The organism is Symmachiella dynata (assembly GCF_007747995.1).
Taxonomy (GTDB): Bacteria; Planctomycetota; Planctomycetia; order Planctomycetales; family Planctomycetaceae; genus Symmachiella; species Symmachiella dynata.
This window is the reverse complement of the sequence record NZ_CP036276.1, coordinates 3,342,667-3,362,026: the sequence shown is the minus strand read 5'-3', so window position 1 is coordinate 3,362,026 and position 19,360 is coordinate 3,342,667. Positions and strand designations below refer to the sequence as shown.

General features: G+C 54.7%; 19 protein-coding genes and 1 tRNA gene. 6 read left to right on the top strand and 14 right to left on the bottom strand.

What is annotated here, in order from left to right:
• The first annotated feature begins 1 nt into the window (after position 1).
• Positions 2 to 75 (top strand) — tRNA-Val (locus Mal52_RS12985).
• Here the strand turns inward: Mal52_RS12985 and Mal52_RS30490 are convergent.
• The 11 genes from Mal52_RS30490 to Mal52_RS12935 all read right to left on the bottom strand — a co-directional run bounded on the left by Mal52_RS30490 (position 35) and on the right by Mal52_RS12935 (position 11,746).
• Complete coding sequence (locus tag Mal52_RS30490) at positions 35 to 1,099, bottom strand: tyrosine-type recombinase/integrase (RefSeq protein ID WP_420824950.1); 1,065 nt, start codon at positions 1,097 to 1,099, stop codon at positions 35 to 37. The two genes, Mal52_RS12985 and Mal52_RS30490, sit on opposite strands and share 41 nt — an antisense overlap.
• Positions 1,100 to 1,312: 213 nt before the next feature.
• On the bottom strand, positions 1,313 to 1,525 hold the full coding sequence (locus Mal52_RS12975) for a helix-turn-helix domain-containing protein (RefSeq protein ID WP_145376637.1): 213 nt from the start codon (positions 1,523 to 1,525) through the stop codon (positions 1,313 to 1,315).
• A gap of 112 nt (positions 1,526 to 1,637) precedes the next feature.
• Positions 1,638 to 3,356 (bottom strand): hypothetical protein, encoded by a 1,719-nt coding sequence (locus Mal52_RS12970; protein ID WP_145376636.1) that lies wholly within the window; start codon positions 3,354 to 3,356, stop codon positions 1,638 to 1,640.
• A complete protein-coding gene (locus Mal52_RS12965; RefSeq protein ID WP_145376635.1) occupies positions 3,353 to 3,676 on the bottom strand; it encodes a hypothetical protein in 324 nt (107 codons plus the stop codon). Before Mal52_RS12965 ends, Mal52_RS12970 begins: the two co-directional genes overlap by 4 nt.
• Positions 3,673 to 3,894, bottom strand: coding sequence for a helix-turn-helix domain-containing protein (locus tag Mal52_RS12960; RefSeq protein WP_145376634.1), 222 nt, complete (start codon positions 3,892 to 3,894; stop codon positions 3,673 to 3,675). The genes Mal52_RS12965 and Mal52_RS12960 overlap by 4 nt, the downstream gene beginning before the upstream one ends.
• A 234-nt stretch (positions 3,895 to 4,128) precedes the next feature.
• Positions 4,129 to 5,046 (bottom strand): hypothetical protein, encoded by a 918-nt coding sequence (locus Mal52_RS12955; RefSeq protein ID WP_145376633.1) that lies wholly within the window; start codon positions 5,044 to 5,046, stop codon positions 4,129 to 4,131.
• A 37-nt stretch (positions 5,047 to 5,083) separates the two neighbouring features.
• Positions 5,084 to 5,230 (bottom strand): hypothetical protein, encoded by a 147-nt coding sequence (locus Mal52_RS29735; protein ID WP_197534870.1) that lies wholly within the window; start codon positions 5,228 to 5,230, stop codon positions 5,084 to 5,086.
• Positions 5,231 to 5,234: 4 nt separating this feature from the next.
• Complete coding sequence (locus Mal52_RS12950) at positions 5,235 to 6,035, bottom strand: KTSC domain-containing protein (protein WP_145376632.1); 801 nt, start codon at positions 6,033 to 6,035, stop codon at positions 5,235 to 5,237.
• A gap of 77 nt (positions 6,036 to 6,112) precedes the next feature.
• A complete protein-coding gene (locus tag Mal52_RS12945) occupies positions 6,113 to 8,542 on the bottom strand; it encodes a hypothetical protein (protein WP_145376631.1) in 2,430 nt (809 codons plus the stop codon).
• Positions 8,543 to 9,004: 462 nt separating this feature from the next.
• Entirely contained in the window at positions 9,005 to 9,334 is a 330-nt protein-coding gene (locus Mal52_RS12940; RefSeq protein ID WP_145376630.1) for a hypothetical protein, read from the bottom strand.
• A 579-nt stretch (positions 9,335 to 9,913) separates the two neighbouring features.
• Positions 9,914 to 11,746 (bottom strand): hypothetical protein, encoded by a 1,833-nt coding sequence (locus Mal52_RS12935; protein ID WP_145376629.1) that lies wholly within the window; start codon positions 11,744 to 11,746, stop codon positions 9,914 to 9,916.
• A 453-nt stretch (positions 11,747 to 12,199) separates the two neighbouring features.
• Between Mal52_RS12935 and Mal52_RS12930 the strand changes: the two genes are divergently transcribed.
• On the top strand, positions 12,200 to 13,969 hold the full coding sequence (locus tag Mal52_RS12930) for a cation:proton antiporter domain-containing protein (protein ID WP_145376628.1): 1,770 nt from the start codon (positions 12,200 to 12,202) through the stop codon (positions 13,967 to 13,969).
• Positions 13,970 to 14,029: 60 nt separating this feature from the next.
• Here the strand turns inward: Mal52_RS12930 and Mal52_RS12925 are convergent, their stop codons facing one another.
• The 3 genes from Mal52_RS12925 to Mal52_RS12920 all read right to left on the bottom strand — a co-directional run bounded on the left by Mal52_RS12925 (position 14,030) and on the right by Mal52_RS12920 (position 16,260).
• Complete coding sequence (locus Mal52_RS12925) at positions 14,030 to 14,722, bottom strand: lysophospholipid acyltransferase family protein (RefSeq protein ID WP_145376627.1); 693 nt, start codon at positions 14,720 to 14,722, stop codon at positions 14,030 to 14,032.
• A 462-nt stretch (positions 14,723 to 15,184) separates the two neighbouring features.
• Entirely contained in the window at positions 15,185 to 15,358 is a 174-nt protein-coding gene (locus Mal52_RS29730) for a hypothetical protein (protein ID WP_197534869.1), read from the bottom strand.
• A 368-nt stretch (positions 15,359 to 15,726) separates the two neighbouring features.
• Positions 15,727 to 16,260, bottom strand: coding sequence for a hypothetical protein (locus tag Mal52_RS12920; protein ID WP_145376626.1), 534 nt, complete (start codon positions 16,258 to 16,260; stop codon positions 15,727 to 15,729).
• A 512-nt stretch (positions 16,261 to 16,772) separates the two neighbouring features.
• Between Mal52_RS12920 and Mal52_RS12915 the strand changes: the two genes are divergently transcribed.
• The 4 genes from Mal52_RS12915 (at position 16,773) to Mal52_RS12900 (ending at position 19,340) form a co-directional block, all read left to right on the top strand.
• Positions 16,773 to 17,072, top strand: coding sequence for a hypothetical protein (locus tag Mal52_RS12915; protein WP_145376625.1), 300 nt, complete (start codon positions 16,773 to 16,775; stop codon positions 17,070 to 17,072).
• A complete protein-coding gene (floA, locus tag Mal52_RS12910) occupies positions 17,069 to 18,064 on the top strand; it encodes a flotillin-like protein FloA (RefSeq protein WP_145376624.1) in 996 nt (331 codons plus the stop codon). The genes Mal52_RS12915 and floA overlap by 4 nt, the downstream gene beginning before the upstream one ends.
• A gap of 143 nt (positions 18,065 to 18,207) precedes the next feature.
• Positions 18,208 to 18,447 carry a hypothetical protein gene (locus Mal52_RS12905; RefSeq protein WP_145376623.1) on the top strand — a complete coding sequence of 80 codons (240 nt, stop codon included), beginning with the start codon at positions 18,208 to 18,210 and terminating at the stop codon, positions 18,445 to 18,447.
• Between the two features lie 137 nt (positions 18,448 to 18,584).
• Positions 18,585 to 19,340 (top strand): 3-keto-disaccharide hydrolase, encoded by a 756-nt coding sequence (locus tag Mal52_RS12900; protein WP_231962645.1) that lies wholly within the window; start codon positions 18,585 to 18,587, stop codon positions 19,338 to 19,340.
• Positions 19,341 to 19,360 lie beyond the last annotated feature (20 nt).

Genomic DNA, 19,360 nt, shown 5'->3' with positions numbered 1-19,360 from the left:
GGGGCGATTGACGCAATTGGTTAGCGTGCTTCCTTTACACGGAAGAAGTTACAGGTTCGAGTCCTGTATCGCCCACTTGACTTTCAGGTAAGTAGTCGCACTCGGTCGCACGGCCTTGCAAAACTAGCGTTTCGTCGTCGGCCGACTGTCCCGATTGCGAGTCCCCACGCCCCGAAACGGCAACTTGCTGCACCGGATTCTGCACCGCTTTTTCGAAGTGCTCATCGGTCAGTTGCAGATAGTGCTTCATTGCCACGGGCTGAGAATTGCCCAACCACGCGCAGACGACATGCATCGGGTAGTCTTCGGCCAGTTCGGTTTCCCGCGTGCTGCGGAGATTCTGGAACAGCTTCGGCCAGCCCTTCAAACCAGCCCGCTTGATGATCCGCAGTAATTGCGTCCGCAAGTTCGAATTCGCTTCCCGATACCGCGTAATGACGAATTCTTCGCCGTCTTGGGCGAGTTCGTAACACTCATCGAGGTACGGCCGCAGTTCGGGGAACAGCGGGATCGTTCGCGACTCCCCGCCGACATGATGCGCCGTCTTCGAGCTACTAACATTGATTCTGCCGCGTTCCCAGTCGATGTCACCCCAACGTAGGGCAAGATGCTCGGAAGGGCATCGTAGGCCCCCGTAGCGGCTCAGTGCGAACAGCAGACGCCATTGCGCATCGGGGCAGGCATCAAACACCTTTTCGGCCATCTCCCGAGTGATGAAGAATTCGCGGGATGGATTGCCGCTTGTGGCTGTTGGAATGTCGCGATGCTTGAATGGGTTTCGGCCGATCAAGCCGCGATCGACGGCATCCTCACAAAACTGCTTTGCAATGCCACACGTCCGCCGCACCGTGTTGTCCGAGAGGCCCAGCAGCAGCTTGCGCCGGAAGTCCTTCGCTTCGCCCGCTGTGATTGTGCGAATGTCCCTGTCAGCCCCGAAGAATGCGACAAGATGTTTTTGCGAACGTCGCCATACCGTGGCTGTTGATGGCTTCGCATCCGTTCGACCGGCAATGTAGCTGTCGACAAATTCCCCCAGTCGAACGGCCCCCACGGGTTCGCGTTTCGGGATTAACCCAACATTCGCCAGCTTGTCAGTCATCACAGAATCAAGGTCTGCGACCCAACGGGCTGTCTCACCATCCAAGGCGTGGCCCGACAGGGCAGCCCCAACTAAGTGTTCCACCTTGGCCTTCACTGCTTGAGCGGTTCGCAGCGATGCCTTGCCCAAACGGATTGACCGGCGTTTCCTGTCCGCGCCGACAAATTGGATCGTCTTTCGTCCATTCGATTCGCTCGTGATGCTTGCCATTCTCTACTTGCTCCGTTTGCGTTGCTTGCGACGTATGATGATTTCCAGCCCCAGAAAATCCGCCAGCCGCTCCAAACTGTCGATACTCAAACCGGACGTTCCGGCCATCAACCGGGACAATTGTGCTTGGGGAATGCCTGTTGCTTTGCTGACGGCGTACCGCGACGTCCCGCTGGATTCGATGGCGTTGCGGATTTCATCGAGAACCTTGCTCATGCCTTCCACTCCCTGTGCTTGCTTGCGAAGTAAGTGCACTCATTATGGCGATGCTTACTGGAAAGTCAAGCATTATTTTCCATTCCTGCCGTGAGCGAAATGCGATTGACTACTATGGAAACGCTTCATTGATCCAGTCGAGCCGGTCATCAGAACAGTCATGCAAATCAGCGTCCTTTGCGTCCACAGCGTCCAAGCCGGGGTTTTCTTCGGTGTTTTCGGTCGCTGAACTGGACGCACTGGGACGCTTGTGGGACGCACGGGGACGGCCATTTCCGCTACACGGGTCGCTTGGGACACTCTGGTCGCTCGTTTGCGGGGTTGTTCTTGTGATGTGAATCAATCGACGACTGCCAGACTTGTTGAATTCGACGTCGTACCCTATTCGGCGTAGGTTCGGTGCGATGCGTCGCATTTCGCCGGACAAAAAGTGAGGAAGTTTCGGCCAGCCCTTCTGTTTTACAACCCGCTGGTCTGCGATGTCTTCAAGTTCCATTTTCAGTTCCGTTGCCGTTCCCTGCCATTCGTTCCGGTTGTCAAGGAACAACAACAACGGTTCGGCGATGACGCTTGATTCGATAGCAGATTCGTTCGCGGTCTCGCGATTCCGCATGTAGGCGGCCAGAAACGCGCCCGGTTCACAATCCAATGCCGGTTCGACTGCAACCCCCCATTCCGCGAAATCAGCCATTCTTGGTTCACAGTCCAAGACGACGTGATTGATATTTGCCAGCCCGGCTGAAACAGTGTCCATCAGTGCGCCAAGTATTCGTGGTTTTGCCGTGTCGAATTCTCGCCATAGCCCAGCCTCGCTACGTCGCTTATCGTCAGGAATTCGCGGCAGCGAAATGAGAATACTACGGTCCAGCAAATCCGGCCGTGTTGCCAGTTCGGTAATGCCATTCAGCATCATCGGCCGTTTCGCGCTGAACAGCTTTTCCTCACCATCCGTGTACAATTCGCGAGTTCCGAATCCACCACCGGTTGCAAGGCGGCAGAGCGCATCGCTCAACCAGTCCGGGATTTTTGAAAGATTCTCAAGAGCTACGATCCAGCCATTCGTTGCGGCAATCACCAAGTCCTGTTCGTTGCGAGGTCCGCTCCGCAAGTCGGCTTCATTTGGATCGACCAGTCCGCGCAGCATCCGGCAGGCTGTCGATTTTGCACTTCCCTGTTCGCCGTGAATTCCCAAAACAGGAAAAGGGCCATTCGGCCTAAGTGCGGCAAGCAGCCACGCGAGCAACAGCAACCAATCCGCATCGTCATTGATGTTGATGAATCGGCGCAATTCATCGACGTTTCCCCCGCGCTCGGGTACGGGAAGTGCCGACATTCCTCGAGGCCGGACGAATCTTACCGGCGGATTGCTGACGACTTCCCAGCTATCTTGGCCAATCCGTACCGCTCGCCAATCGTCGTCGGCCAAGTCCAACCAAATCGCGCCGTCGAATTCCGCCAACCGGACAAAAACAGGATACTCCGCGCCGTCGAACAACGCCTTGCCGCGCAACACGCCAATCGCATCCTGCATCGCCTGTGAATTCGCCGCCGCTTTGTTGGCCGTCCAGTACAATCGCTTGAGCCAAAAGCGAAATGCCTTGGTTCCAATCCGCCACGTTTCACGATGGCCGTCAAACGCTACTAAAGCGTATCCATCAGCATCCGAACCCGGAGTATGAAACAGTTCCACGCCAGCGTCTTCCGCCAATTCGACCAACTTGGTTGCCTGTGAGTCCTGCCGGCCGTTGTCGGATTCCTTCTTGGGTTTCGACTTGGAACGCGGACGCGGTTTTTGTTGTGCTTGTGCCGCAAGTTGAGATTTCCGAGTCATTTCGCACCTCCGCCGTTCAATAGCAACGAAACGGCCGCGCGGAACTCAGCATCGACCTCCAAAGTGGCAAGGATTCGTTCTTGGAAGGACTCACTCAGCGGTTTGGGATCACGCCCAAAATCGGCTGGCAGCCCGATCGACACAAGAATCTTCGGTGCAGGCAGCCATCGCCTCGCGTAGTCCGGGAAGTGATCGAACACGGCTTTGAGTTCAGTAATCGTCGCTGGCGGCCACGGTTCCACGCCAGCCGCAATCGCTGCGTCAACGTGGTCGATGTATTCATCAACAGTTTGGAATTGAGGTCTTGGCCTGGAGTTCATTTCGAATGCACTCCTTGCTTTTGACGTTCGATCCAGTTCCGAAGGTCGTCGGCGCAATAGCGGACACTCCGACCGACGCGAACGCAGGGAATCTCGCCGGATTTGGTCAGTGAGAACAACGTTCTCTGACTGATGGACATGGCGTCAGCAGCTTCGGGACTCGTCAACAATAATTTTTCTGCCCACGAGGAAATGACCGCCTTACGAGAAACATTCATGTCAGTAGCTCCTATCAAGAGTTATGTGGTATCCAAGACCACACCCAAGCTACTGATCCGAGAATGCACGAAAAGAACGTTTTCGTCGCTATGCAATTCGTGCAAGAGAAGCGACGATTTCGCACCAAGAAACACTGCGAAACTTAGAACAGAATTTTTTCGCAGCACAAAAAGTTTTTTTGTGCAAGACTCTTGCGGCGCTTTTCGTGCAAGTTTGGCGGGTGAAATCGACCGTCATTCCGGCCAATCGAATTGCTCTAAGAGAAAACTTCGCATCGTGCAGAGCTTGATGCGTCGGCGTTCACTGAGGTCCTCACGCCAATGTTTCCCGGTGTCTTTGTATGGTTTATTCCAACCATCACCGGTTAACCAATTCCGAATGCGTTTCTTGAGTTTGTTGAACTCTTTCGAACGGAGTTCCTCTTCTCCCTTTACGTGCAAATAAACAGATTCAATATTTGCAAATCGTTCGTCGTGTTTCGCTCCAACACGTCCTCGACGCACTTCCTTGCCTTTGCACGATTCGACTTGACCTTCAGCGTCGTCGCCCTCGTGTTCTGCTTCCGGGCGCTTGGCCGCCGGCGTCTGCGATTCGGGGGCCTTGGCGGGCGCAAGCCACACGGGAATCGTGCCAGCGCCTCCGTCGAGACCCCATCGAGCGATCAGGTCCGCTGATGAGGAAAACGGTTGCAAATCCATCCCCGCCGGTTGGACTTCCGGTTCCTCAGTTTCTACCTCGCCGCATCGCCAGAGCCAATCGAACCAGAGTAGCCAACACCAATATTGATAGTGTGAACGCGCCCAATATAGCCCACAATCGGCTGGTGGCGATAATTGCCACTCAGCCGTGACTACAACCCGCTCCGCGATGACTCTCGGTAGCAATAGCCACGCCTTACTAAAGAGCGTCTTCATGGTAGAGAAGGGCTCTTCGTTCGTGCCGCTGAGTGGAGCAAGAATCCAGCACTTGCGCCACGGCCTGCACGGCCATTTTATCAAAGCAACACAATCATATCGGCCGCTTTCATTGTACCCTTCTTCGCTGCGGGCAGTTCTCTCGATGAATGTCTTGTATCCTGCATCCTCGTACTTCACCGCCGCTTCAATGAATTCGCTTCGAAGCGTGCCATATTCCTCAAGAATGTCTGCCATGTCCTGCCTTTCCAATTCGGGCCGGACCAAGCAGCAATCACCGAAAGGCAGAGAAGGCGACCGCTGCCGGGTCCGCTTGGCCACCGGTTTGCAACCCGGTCAGCCGTCCCGATTTCGCTAGTGTACCACAGCGTGGCCCGACCAAGAACGCAATCGCATCGGGGACCGTTAAAATCGCCGACATAGCTTCAGTTCATTCTTTGGTATCGGTATCCCGCATTGCGCACGGCTTGGTTGAAGTACCGGCCATGTGACTCGGCCGCCATCAGCCCGCGGTAGACTTCGACCGGCACGTCGAAATACTGGTACACGGCTCCGTTGGTGAACTCGATCTCTAGAACTTGTTGCTCCTGGTCGTATCCGACTGACCGCAACGCGGAAGAACGGACTGCCGTTCTCTCAATCGCGTGCTTCAGAATCTGGCGCACGCCAGGTGGCGAGTGTCCGTCTCGTAGAAAACTGCGCGTCAAGTCACGGGCCACCGCGCCAGCAAAAGCAATCAGAAACAGCCCAAGGAAACCCAGCAGCAGATGCTTGGCAGACCAAGGGGTGCCCGGTGTGTTTCTGCGAAGCAACGATGTCGGGATAAGTCCTGTCGTTAGTGCCGAGATCCACTCGCCATCAGGCTCTTGTCGAATCAGGGTATTCACATCCATCCATCTCTTTTCCGCTGCATCGCGGAGACCCTCAATGTCATAGGGACCGAATTCTTTTTCCCCGTTCTTGAAACTCCACTTTTCGCCTTCCTCTTTGACTAGCTCGCCGGACTGCGGTACCGGCGTAGACGCGCCAAGCGAAAGCGAAGGCGCGGGCGTGGATCGCTGGAATAAACCCCGGACGTTCTCGGCGCGTACCCAGCGGCCACTAGCGCCCTTACGTACCAACGTGTTGGGTGTGACGATGCCAGCTTCAGCCAGCCGGCGCAGTTCCTTCGAATCAACCGGACCTGACGGCCGGCCCCCGCTTTGATAGAACAGCTGAATAGCCATGTGAGAGCCTACTTTTCTGCCAAGCCCGGCCGAGGGAGGTCGTCGACGGAGGTGAAAGCGACCGCCCCCGGTGATTGCTAGTTCGTCTTCGAACCTTCCTCAATGTCCGTAATGTCGTTGGCGACCGCTGAAAAGATGTCAGATAACACTCTGCGGACATCAGTGTCGGTTAAATGTTCTACTTGCCGACCGAGGTACCCAGAAAATATCCTCGCGCGTTTTAGACGGTCACGTATGTCTTGCGAATCTTTAATCGAGGCGCGAGTCTCGTCTTCAAGGATCGGCGTGTCTACCGTCACGGCATCCATATACAGAAAAGTACGCACCAATGTTGTGATGTGGAAACTGCCTAGGCTCGTGATTCGCACATCCTCTCCGAGCACGGGCGTTTCTGTCTCGCGGTCCCGATACTCGTCCTGCCCTTCGAGGCAATCGCGATTCACCAAAAGCGATAACGTGTCTGTAACGTGGTTCGCTGAGTAGCCGATGGCCGCCATATAATTGTGAAGCGTTGTAACCGGAATGAAGCCATATTTGGCGACGCTATTCGCGTGCCGCTGGCAATAATCGAGCAGCAGGACGCGCGAAAAATGTTCTGCTGGGTCCGCGTGCCATATGTCAAATAGATTCGTGAAGAGGGATGCGTTCGGCTCGAAATGGATAAATGGACCGTATATCATCGCCCGTAGAGTCTCGTGGGCCGCGAGCGTATACTCCCTCGAACTGTTTAGAATTTGAATGATTTTGTGTGTGTTGAGATGCTGGCTGGTTATCACCTTCCTCACGTAGTCCATTACCTTGCGGATATTCCCGTTCGACACAGCTTCGTACTGTTTCGCAAGCGCCGGATTGCGGTGAATTGACTGGTCGCACATGCGGAAGAAACTCGACGCCTCAGGCAGTTGCCTTTCCGTCTCGTCATCAAACCGCTCATGTGTGTAGGCTTCGAGGGGGAGGGTTCGGGCGGCGTATTGGCTTGCGTACTGGAACCGCTTTCTAAGGACGATTCCAATGTTAGGCTGCGGGATCACCAACGTTCGCGGTGACATTGTGTCCAATACGCCGGAGGCACTTGATCGCTGCATGGTGCCTGGTCGTAGACAGACGAATACAAGAATGCCCCAATCGTTAGCCATAGCTGCCGCACGCAAGAATGCCTGTTCCTGAATGTCGTCACCGCGACGGTCTAAATTGTCGAAAAATACGGCCACCGACTTGTGGTGGGAGCGGCGAATGAATTTCATCACATGGGCCATGTATCTTTCGGGCTCATTCGTGAACGACTCAAGGAACGTCACTTCGGCCTCTGCAAGTTCGTCGGGTTTCTCTTTCAGCAAGACGCCGCGCGGTGACTTGTGGAAATCTATCAGTTCCGGCTTCAGGACTCGCCGCACAAAAGAGTCCTCGGCAAATTTGATCTTGTATGTCTTCAGTTGTTCTTGAACCTGCCCCATAATAAAGCTGGGCACTTCGGCAGCCGTCGCGGGAGTACGCAAGAAGTTCAAGTCGATTTGCAAGTATTTCTTGGACAAAATGTCCTTTGCTGCAACGTGACGCAGGTACTTCAGAAATGTGGATTTTCCATGGCCGATCCGACCGAGAATCACCACAGGTTGTTCGCGATCAGATCGTTCTTGACGGGCCAGCACGGACTTTCGCGTTGCGGGTTTAATTGCGGCGGCAGCTAGTTGCTCATCAGTTGATGCGCGCTGAGTAAGCAACGTGTGGGCGATTTGCAACATATCCTCGGATGGCTCGGACGGAATGTAACAGTTGCGCAAGAACATTTCATTGTCTTGATCACCGTCAATTGCATCCCAAATAAGTTGCAGCACCCCACCGACTGCGTGCGACAAGACATTGCGGTCGGCAGCGATGGGGTAACCATTGATTCTTGCGGACAACTTCGCCGGAGCGGGGGCGCGGCGGGCGTCCAGAAGTAGCTGGCTGGGTAAGTTCGCCCGGATGCAAATAGGGCTGAAACACTCGAAAAACTTTCGGAACTTGTGCGACTTAATAGCGTCTAACGATTCAAAGACATAAATTAGCCGATCTTCAACAGACTGGTTCGGGACAAATGTCATGGTAAGCAGCCACTGATGGCCATTTGAAATGGCGGAATAGCGAGCTCCGCGCTGATTGGCATAGCTCTGAGCCTGCGTTAGAGCTGCGGCGGCTTCCTTGCACTCAGTTGCAATGAGGCCAAATGGGACCGGCTCAGCGGGATAGTTTTGACCGGGAAGGACAAACGTCTTTCCCTCACGCTTCGCCTCTAGAATGAGCGAGCATTGGGGCCTATCAAACTCGTAGTCCAGATAACCAACGTCCTTAACGTACCTCTCATGCAAAACGTCATGTTTATCCCACCGTAAGACTGTGAACAATATCTCGTCGATTAGGCGCGCCCGGGTATTCGCTTCGTTCAAATCCTCGTTTGGCTTAAGGGAAGCGCAAAACTCGCGGAATGCTTGGTGTGCGTCGTCGGCCAGCCACTCGGTCGTCATCATTTTCTCACATTGAAAAGGAACGTGTGCCTGTAATCCTGCTGACTGAGTCTTTCGCACGTTGGGAAATAGCCGGTACCTTAAATTGGTCGCCCGCCAGAATCAGCGTCGCATAAAACGCGAAGACCATCAAGGGTGCTGGACGGGGGATCGGGTATGCCCACGCTTATACCGGAACACTGATGGCAGTTCCGCACGGAGCAAACTTTGACTGGTGCCATCGAATTTTGCAGATTGCGTGCAAGTGATACCGGCGTTGCGACCATGCAGTCCACAAAGTGGCTCCTTGCCTATCTTGACAAATTAGCCTCGCCATCGTCGCACGCTCTCCCTCGCCCTTTGCACGTCCCCCGGCCCATCGCTTACCGCGTCCTTCGATCAACATTTACCAAGTTCTTGCGATACCGCTCCGTCGGTCTCTCGTAGCGGCTTAACTGGGTTTCCGTTTCTTGGGGATGGTCGCGTTCAGATGTCATTAATACGGAATTCGCCGGTCATTGGATCGTAGACCAGCAGTGAGCCAAATCCCGTCGGCGCTGGAAGACTGATGACCACCTCTGCACCATCGTCGGAATGATCCTCGGAAGTGTTAGTCGGCAGTCCGATCAGAGGCTGTCCCCTTGCAGTCCTGCGGGCGTTGACCCATGTCAGCGCCGAATCGAGGTCGCGCGGCTTAAACTGGCCCCGCTGTGCGTATTGCCTTGCCGTGTTGCCAGCGATGCCGCCGGCCAGTTCGCCTATCGTGTCGTAGGTGATCCGTACCAGGACGGTTCGGCTTCCCTTTGGTCGGGCCATCGCGTGCTCCCAGATATTGCGTTGAAATGCACCAGTACAATCAATTGCCTATTTTAACGCCTTTTACGGCTGCCTGGCCAACCGGACATCCGGAGTCCCGCGAACGATACCCCGGGGGATGGCGGATCAATTTCCGGCCGGGTCGCGCCGCCCGATGGTCGTGAGCGTCGATCCTAGTGCGTCGGCACCGCCTTCTATCCGCTGCGGTCATTGGTCAGCCCTCCGTACCGTCACTGGCTGCCGTTACCAACGCCAGGATGCTGTCCTTGATTGCTTCGGGTAGGGCCGGCCAGTGTTCGATGACCGCCCGCAGATCGTTGTCGAAACGGGCGCTGTCGGGATCAACTGAGCTGAAATCTGCACAGACTGCACCGGATTCTGCACCGCATTGGACCGGACTTGCAGTTTTCTCCGCGTTTTCGGATGATCGTTCGAGTCCTGTATCGCCCACTCGATGCATGCGACTATTTACGCATGCTTTCGCATTCTCCTGCAAATGCAGGGGTTTTTCTTGCGCAGTCGGATCGTTAGCGGAGCAGGGCAGGGCAAATGAGTTTTGCTAAAGTTGTTCTGCAACTTTTATGGAGGATTGCCAAATAGCCCCCGCCCCGGTTGGAGCAATCCTTGTCCGCCAACGTTGCGTGCCCAGCCGAATCCGCCGATGTTCTTCTGCAGATCCCAACCATTGGCGGCGCAATACGCTAGAAGTTCCGGCTCAGTGGGAAAGTGCGCTAACAACACCTCGGCTCGACGATCTGCCAATAGCACGGTCGGAACGGCTATGAATTGCGCATTGTAAAATGCTGACGCATCGATGTTGGGCCTGACGAACGATGCTTCGGCGGTCTCGGGAAATTCTATTTGTTCTAGCAGCGTCACATCCGGATCCGCCGCCGCTCCCACCGGCATCTGGCCGGCTTCCCACACCATGAAAATCGTCATGCCGACCAGATAGCAAGCGGCACCACGTGATGCGATCGCCTGCCAGCGGCTTGCTGTAGTCGAAGACTGACTGGCGGATTGTTCCAACTTGACGGTCGCAAACCCCACGACGCCGATCCATGCAGGCAGCAGATGCAGCACCAACCGGTTCATCGAGGTGGAAAGATGCCAATACGGATAGTAGGGGGTCATCAAGTAAATCACATAATACCCCACAGCTTGTAACAAAATCGCGACAAACAGACCGGAGACTTTCCGTCTTCGCCCAGCGAATCCCCAGACTGTCAACACGGGAAGCATCCACAGAGATATCCCCCAGTCGCGCCAGTTCATGACGATATTCTCGAAGAAATAGGAAACCGTCAGCTGATGGCGGAAGCCTTCGAAGAGTTGATCCACGCGAATCAAGAGTGATGTGGGAAGGATTGCGATCTCCGGCTGGATGACTGCGGAAATCTGCGCAGCACGGACCGGGTCGACCAAATCCGAGGGGGGTGCCAAGGTGACTTTGAAGATCAGTAAGCAAAGTAGCGGAGCCGATCCACCGATGGCGAACGCTTTCAAGAATCCCGACGATGTCATCTTCATACGAATCTGAGAATTTTGTCGCGTGCCGATCCACAGTGTGGTTGCCATAAAAACCAGCAACCAAAGAATCCCTTCGTTTTTAACCAGCGCAGCCCACCCAGCAATAAACGCAGCCGTCGCAAACGAGGTCCGCGACACTTGTTGGCGTCCCCAATCGAACCAGGCGACAGAAGCAGCGATCGCATAAGCCAAAACCAAGTCAAGCATTAACCCGGCATTCATACGAACGGCGATTGGGAGCACGACTGAGCAGACCAGCGGAATGGTCAAACGAAAGTCCGATCCAGGATTCTGCGTTTTCCACCACCCGGCCATTAACAAAACCCAAGCTGGAAAAATTGGAAAAAACAGGCAGGCCGCAGCGATCGATTTCTCAGCCCCTTCCAATGACCACAGTGCGGACAACGCCCACGAAAACATCGGTGGATAATCGGGATGCAAGAGTGCCAGATCGTTTGAAAATCCGTTCGTCCAAGGACCATTCGCATCAAACAAAAAACGAGCCCGCAACTGCCAGGTGTACATCGAATCGATCCCGCCCCAGGGTTCTAAACGATGTGCGTAAGCTGCGATTCCGACAGCAACCACTGCGAATCCGGTCAAGCAAATTACCGAAACCCAGTCCGCCGGCCGTGGAAATCCTCCCTCTCCGCTGCGAAACTCCCGTCCCGCCAGCGCGACGACGGTTATGGCAATGATGGCAAGCGTAACCGTGGCAGGCAGACCGACCAACGTCTCAAACAGTCCCGCCAACGACAGCAGAGAAATCCAGACCATCGGCAAAATGCCGAGAGTCAGACTCTGACTGGGCGGTTCACAGCGGCGACGTACGATGAGAATCGCCGCCAAGTAAAACAGGATGGTGAGTGCGGTCGACAACATGATATTCCTTTAAGGGGAAGTCCCTGGGGAGGTGAGTCTGCTATCGCGTTTGGTCAAAACAACGCGTTTGATTGAGACCATAGTCTCCCCCCGGTTTAAGGGTTGGATATTATCCTCCATCATAGTGGGTTTCGGACTGGGAATGCGCGTGCCAGTAAGAATTTGGAGACAGCTAGATCTTGACCAATGCGGTGAAATCCTCATCGACAACACCAGATTTCGCAACAGATGCATTTGACAACAACCTGAAACCCTCGTTATTAATAAGCCTTACGATCACAAGCTTGAATTGAGTCATGACGATTTGAGTTTGACGGCAACCACAATTTGTATTCAGCCGCGTTCGCCTGCGATGCAGGTTTTTTTTATGCATGCCCGGTGTCGGCGGCCCCCTGGGACGCCTTGTCTCCGATTTGGAATCACATTCTGGGGATCAGCCCCTAAGGCACAGGCATGAACATCCACTTCACACCTGACGACGCGCTGTTCCAACTCGCTGTGGTCTTGGTGGCCGGCATTGTCGGCGGCGAACTCGTTGGCCGCATCGGCCTGCCCAAGGTTACGGGTTGGATTTTCACCGGAATTCTGCTGCGGTCTTTCGAAACGCAGCACGATGCCTTCACCGGTTTGACAAGCGGAGCCGTGGCCGGGTTTGATCGGTTCATGGATTTTGTGCTCGGCTACATCGCCTTTACGGTTGGGGCGGCGCTGCACTTTGCGAGCTTACGCAATGCCGGTAAGCGACTTGGTTTTTTATTGTTGGGCGAGGCTTTGATTACGCCCACAATCGTCGTGTTGGCAATGTACTTTGTGGGAGGCTGGATCGACCCAGAGAATATGACGATCCGCGTCTGCTTGATTCTGGCAGCGATCGCGATCGCCGGTGCCCCCGGGACGACTGTGCTGGTCGTACAAGAAGCGCGCGCCAAAGGAATTCTCACGCGCACGTTGATCGCCGCCGTTGCATTGATTGACATGGTCGCGGTCGGGGTTTTCACGTTTGTCGTTTCCTATCTCACTCAAGACGCAGGCGACGTCGTCTCGTGGCATAGTAGTTGGCCGACCGCTCTGATTTCGGTGGCGCGAGAATTTGGAGTCGCTTTTCTTGTAGGGACTAGCTGCTCCATGATTGCGCTGGGACTCACGCGTACGATCGTTGGCCCGGCCTTTCTGGGGCCGACGATGGTTGCCGTAATCTTAGGCGCCTGGGGTGCCGCAACTGGATTCGGAGCATCGAGTATCCTGGCCTGCACTTTTGCCGGAATCGTCGTCTCCAACGTTCGTCACGATACCGTGCGTTCCACTGAAGCCTACTTGCATTCCATCGGTGGCGTTCTGTTCGCGGCCTTTTATACGTTGGCCGGTATGAAGCTTGACTTCGCGCTCGTCATGAATGCAGCCGGGCTGGTGGTCTTGTTCTTTTTGGCGCGATTTCTCGGAAAGTATGGCGGCGCTTTTGCCGCCATGTCGATCGCCGATGTCCCCAAACGCGTAAGGAATTATCTGGGACTGGCATTGGTGCCACACGGGGGAGTTGCCGTCGGTCTGATCATTATCGTGCAGTCGGTCCCACACTTGAGCGATGTTGCCGCAACAGTCACAACGGTGGGACTGGCAGCTCTGGCCATCAACCAGTTACTAGGACCGAGCGGAGCACGTTTTGCACTCGAGAGGGCGGGCGAGAAGGACAAAGATTTCCCACGGTTGTTGGATTTCCTGGACGAACACCACATCTCGGTAAACATCACCGGCACAACGAAAGACGAGATTATCCGTTCTCTCGCTTCTCAACTTTACTCCACAAATATCACACCAGCCCTTCCACAGGACGAGTTCGTCCAAAAGGTGCTTGAGCGCGAGCAATTGGAAACGACCTTTCTTTCTAAAGGCTTGATGATTCCGCATGCCGAATTGGAAGAGGGGACCAACATTACGGGTATTTTGGGAATTAGCTCCAAAGGACTCAACATCGGCGCGCCCGACGGCCCCGTGCATGCGGTGCTCTTGCTCGCCACGCCCAAAGCGGACCGCAAACGGCACCTCGAAGTCCTCGCCGCCATCGCAACGGCTATTACGCGCAACATCAACTTTCGCGAGCAGCTATACCACGCCCGCAGCGCAGCCCATGCCTATGATGTCCTACATGCCGAAAAGGCCGAGGATATTAATTACTTTCTCGAAGATGCCATGGCCCGCGTGCGCGACTCAGGCGAGCAGAATTGAAGACGTGAATCAGCCGTACCCGCTGAAACCGTTGGAATCAAACCGCCTCCGCCGAATCGATCAGTTAGCCGTTTGGGCGGCCTTCGCTTTCCGCAGTGCGGCTGCTTGAACCGGCTCATCCCCGTCGTAATTCGCCTCCAGCTCATTGAGCGACGTTTGAATACGTCGGCGATAATCTTCGACGGACTCTGATTCGGTAGGCTGCAAGGGTTCAGCGAAGTAGGCGTCGATGCGGCAAAATGGTTTGGGGATCTGCAACCGATCCCACGTTTTTCGCAAGATCCACCGCCGCGTGGGAACGGCGATAATGTTCAATACAGTGGCATTGGTTTCACGCGACAAGACTGCGATGCCTTTACGAATATGGTTGCGTGGTCCGCGGGGACCGTCGACTGCGATATAGGCAGGCGATCCTCCTTGGACATGCGCAATCAACTCATTCAGCGCCGAACGCCCCCCCTTGTCTTGGTTGTGAGCGCGATTTGAGCCACGAATGGGCTTGATGCCCAAGACCCAAAACCCTGGTAAGAGCAAGTCACCATCGGTCGACTGCGACACCATGGCCGCTGTCCCCTTCTCACGCTCAATGGCTGCTGACACCTGATGGGCGTGCAAAATCGAATAGACGTAGTCCGTTTGCGATGACTTAAGCGCGGGCCGCGGGTCGTTGTGCAACTTAATCCGGCACGTAGCCCGCAATGCCAGCATAGAAAATGCCAGCAACCAGGCTTCAACCCTCCTTACGAATGACATCCCTAGTTCCTTAAGTCAGCCTCAGTCGAATTCGTTCCGCCACACGAATGGTCACAGGGCAACCGTGGTCACGTAACATCCGCGTTGTCTGAACGAAATTGAATACATCGTCCGAGGCCATCGAACCATCTAGCAATCGAAGGCTGTCGACCGCAGCGACGCATCACGAACGCCTCAATGGCGCCGCATTATTGCACGCTCACGGTTTCGCGTTTGCATCAGATGAGATATGAACATCAAGGCACGCGAACCGTTTGATCCTGGTTGGACGTTATATGCGACGAACTGCGATTCGTGCAATTGAGAGTGCCAAACACTTTTTGGATAGCAAAAGAGCGACTCCCACAACCAACGACGTTGGATTTATCGAGCCGATTCAATCCGCTGCTCGCTGATGCCTTGGCTCGTCATTTCACTAACAACCGCAGCGGATACCAGGAACACATGATGCGGCGACTCGCATCAGACTGGTGGATCGAGATCGACCTCTTTTTCAGCGTCCGTCGCGACGTCTTCATCCGAATTATCTAAACCGGCTGGCGTGTCGGTATCGTCTGCCCTGACGTCCGCTGGAATGCCATTTTTGCGTTGGAGACGTCGTGCCCGTTTCTGTTCGGCTTTGACTTTCTTTTCCATTTCACGTTGACGCTTGGCGTAGGTATTTTGATTCTTGGCGATGTTTGCTCTCCATTCAGTTGTCGCACTACCGGTCGGGGGCCAATTGTCCCTCTGCGGCCGATTGCGAAAAATACCTGCACATCAAACGGTTACCACAACGTAACCGCCGGTCAGGCCCCAGTTCGTTTCATTTCATCGACTATCACTGCCAACTTGCATCGCAAGCCAACGATCGCGAACGCTGCTGCCTTGGCTGGTGAGACCTCCTCGGATCCAACATCCAGGGCGTTTGTACATATGACGCCTGGGGCTTAGCGAGAACCTCGTTTCACTGCCGCTGAATTCGTTGACTTTGATTGCCTATTGGCATTGTTGTCTTGCTTGAGCTAATTGATTGCATCGCTCAATTTAGTGGTCGCATCGCTCTGTGTTTCGGTTTCAAAGGCCTTACAGCGTTCTCGGACCGACTGATAAGGCATTCCGCCCTCAAGTTCATACCGCTCCCCGCGGATGAACCAAAATGCTAATCCCCCGGTGTTGTGATGTGCCGACCGTTTCTCGGTTTTTGCGGCACGCACGCCAAGGGACCCTTTACGCCCAGTTTTCCGCCAACCGCGGCGTTGCATGACAATCCGCACCACCACGCCGATCGCCTGACGCAATCGATTGCTGCGACGCGTATGAATCTCGCTCAGAAACTGATCAATAATCGGTATCGCTTCCAACTCCCGGACAACGCCGGCCAAAGGGGACCGGTCATGGTGAATCTCAGCCTCCTCCATGCGCCGCTGCCGGTCGGCAGAACTGAAAAACTCGAGAACGGCATCAAAGGGCTGATCCGGGTCGTTGACGACGTCGGCGAAGGTTTTTCCTTGTCGATCTTCAAGAAAGACTTCGCGCGTCATGACGACGTTTTTCATCGTTTGGCTCCTACTGTTGACAACCAACAAGATCGCACATACTATATTTGTATGTGCTAAAAATGCAAGTGCACATTGCAGCAAGATTTTCTTCAACGGCGCGTAGTGGCCTCCCCCTTGGTGGCGATTGATTCTTTGCGCCTTCAAATGCAGACACAAATCGGTGCAGAAATAATTGGTGTAGTCACCCCAGCAGCGCGACTGCACCGGAACCATGAGACAAACCCGCTGCTGAATCACCAGGCCGGTTCGGTTTGTGACTTGGGGCGACGATTCTTTTTCGCTGGGAAAAACACATTCGGTCGCAGCAAGACGGGGGAGATTAAGCTTTCGGTCTGTCGTTCAGCGAATGATCCACGCATCGTTCGCAGGATCGACATTGAAAGTGATTTCGAAAGATGAGGCCCGGAATGTGACGCCTTCGACGAATTCGTCATGGCGTCCCTATCGCACACGTCACAATACGCACACGTCACAATTTATAGATCGGTCAATCGTTATCGGAGATGCAGATGATAAGTAAGCCGGTCCCTTTATATTCGGCTCCGTTGCGGAAACGTTGTCCCGTCTGCGGTTTTACGAGTTATTCCGCCGAAGGTATTCACCCACAATGTGCGGCTGAGCAAGCCGATGCGGAACGCTTGGCAGAATACAAACGTGCTCCCAAACCGGTCAAACCCAAGAGCACATCGGGATTGCATGCGTGGCAAAGGTTGTGCCGCAAATGCAAAGCAGTCGTACACGTGCGTAAAACCATTTGCCAATGCGGACATATTCTGACCGCCACCAAACGTGACTCAGGCGGGCCATGATACCTGACCTGCTGAAATGGCTTGGAATGGCTGTGCTAGCGCTGTTGGCGTTGGGCAGCCTGTTTTTAGTCGGCAAATACTTTCGTCTTTGGCTGTGGGCAACTGTCACCGGTACGAAAATCAGCATGGCAGCGTTAGTGATGATGTCGCTACGAAAAGTCAATCCGCGGAACATCGTGGAAGCGAAGGTGATGACGGTACAAGCGGGATTGGATTCGATCACGACGCAGGCGTTGGAAGCCCATGTGCTGGCCGGGGGAAATTTGCTGCAAGTGGTCCTCGCACTGATCGTCGCACACCGCGCCAAAATCAGTCTGGATTGGGACACCGCCGCTGCCATTGACCTGGCCGGCCGCAATGTCCTGGATGCAGTCCAAGTCAGCGTCAATCCCAAGGTCATCGATTGCCCCGACCCCGACGTTGCAGGAGCCGCGATGGTCTCCGCCGTCGCCAAGGACGGGATTCAACTCAAAGTCCGCGTCCGCGTGACCGTCCGCACCAACCTCCTGCAGTTAATCGGTGGCGCCACGGAACAAACCGTCATCGCTCGCATCGGTGAAGGGGTCGTTTCGGCGATCGGCTCTTGTGAAACCTATGCCGAAGCACTGGCCGAACCGGTCCGCATCAGCCATCAAGTCATGGAACGCGGATTGGATTCACAAACGGCTTTTTCGATCGTTTCCATCGATATTGCTGACATCGATGTCGCCGAGAACGTGGGGGCACGCTTGCAAACGGATCAAGCAGAAGCCGACATCCGTATCGCCCGCGCCAAAGCCGAAGAACGGCTCGCGGCTGCAATCGCTTTTGAACAAGAAATGAAAGCGCTCACACGCGAAAATCAGGCACGGGTTGTCCTAGCGGAGGCACAAGTCCCCGCCGCGATTGCCCATGCCTATCGGGCGGGCCAATTGGGAATGGATGAGTCACCGGATGCCGAACGCAAGAGCGTCGCATTTACGGGGTCTCGCTGGACAGACAATGGCCATTAAACCAAGGCTGACATTTTGGTCGTAGTGGCTACAACAACGTAGTTTCGGAGGACTTCATTTTGGCGTTAGAAAAAAAATGTTGGACTGAGTACGGCGTCACTTTAAGAAAACGCCTTTTCCAGAGTCGTTCGTTCGATGTCACTTTGTCGATTGAATCGATCAAAACCGAATCGCACACGACCAATTCTCTCAAACGGCTGGAACGACTCAGTTTCTGGGATCCGATTCAAGCAGTCGACCCCGGCTGGGATGCCCTGTATCAACAGGGGGTCATCGTTGATTTTGTCCCCAACGAAGAGGGCAAAGTCTCGGAAGTCACCTTTCGCCTGGAAAAAAGCCGCGAGCAACACCTGGAACGTATTATCGAATCCAGCGGGACGTAACCCTCGTCGCGTAGGTCACAGCGTCTGCAAGTTTTGAGGGCCGGCATTTGCGATTCGCCGGTTCCTACGACTCGCGTGCGCGCTGCCGCCTCGGTATGATAGCCTGCTGAGATCATCGCTCTTTACAGGCACATTCCATGATTCGGTACCTACTGATGAAAACACACTTTAGCTCGACCCTGCTCATTGCCGGCGTTCTCGTATCCACAGCGCTGTTCTGCCGCGCAGAAGAGGACAAAAAACAGACAGCCGTGACAGCCGCCAAGATCAATGGCACCGGCCCCGGCTGGAAATCGCTCACGCTTGAGGATTTCACCAACGTCAACTGCGACAAGGACACCTGGAGTTTTAAAGACGGGACGTTCTATTGCACCGGCAAACCGGTGGGTGTAATTCGCTCAAATAAGACCTACACCAACATCGAATTGGTCGTCCAGTGGCGGCACCTGAAGTCAGCCGGCAATTCCGGCGTCTTTATCTGGACCCCGCCCGCCTCGCTGGAAGGACTGAAGCCGGGCAAATTGCCGCACGGAATCGAAAACCAGGTGCTCGATCACGGGTATGCAGAGAATTTCGAAAAGAAAAACGGCAAAAAGTCGGACTGGTTCACCACGCACGGCGACGTCTTTCCCGTAGGGAAATCGAAAATGAAGCCGTTTCCTCCCTTTGCCCCCAACGGACGCCGCAGTTTCCCTTCCAAAAACCTCAGCAAAGGGGTGGGAGAGTGGAATCACTATTATATCCGAGCGGTCAACGGCGAAGTTCGCTTGTGGGTCAACGGCGAAGAAGTCTCCGGCGGCACAGAATGCGACCCGCGGACCGGATATTTGTGCTTGGAATCTGAGGGTTCCCCCATAGAATTCCGTGACTTGCGAATTCGCGAGCTACCGTGACATAATCGAGCGCGGGCCAC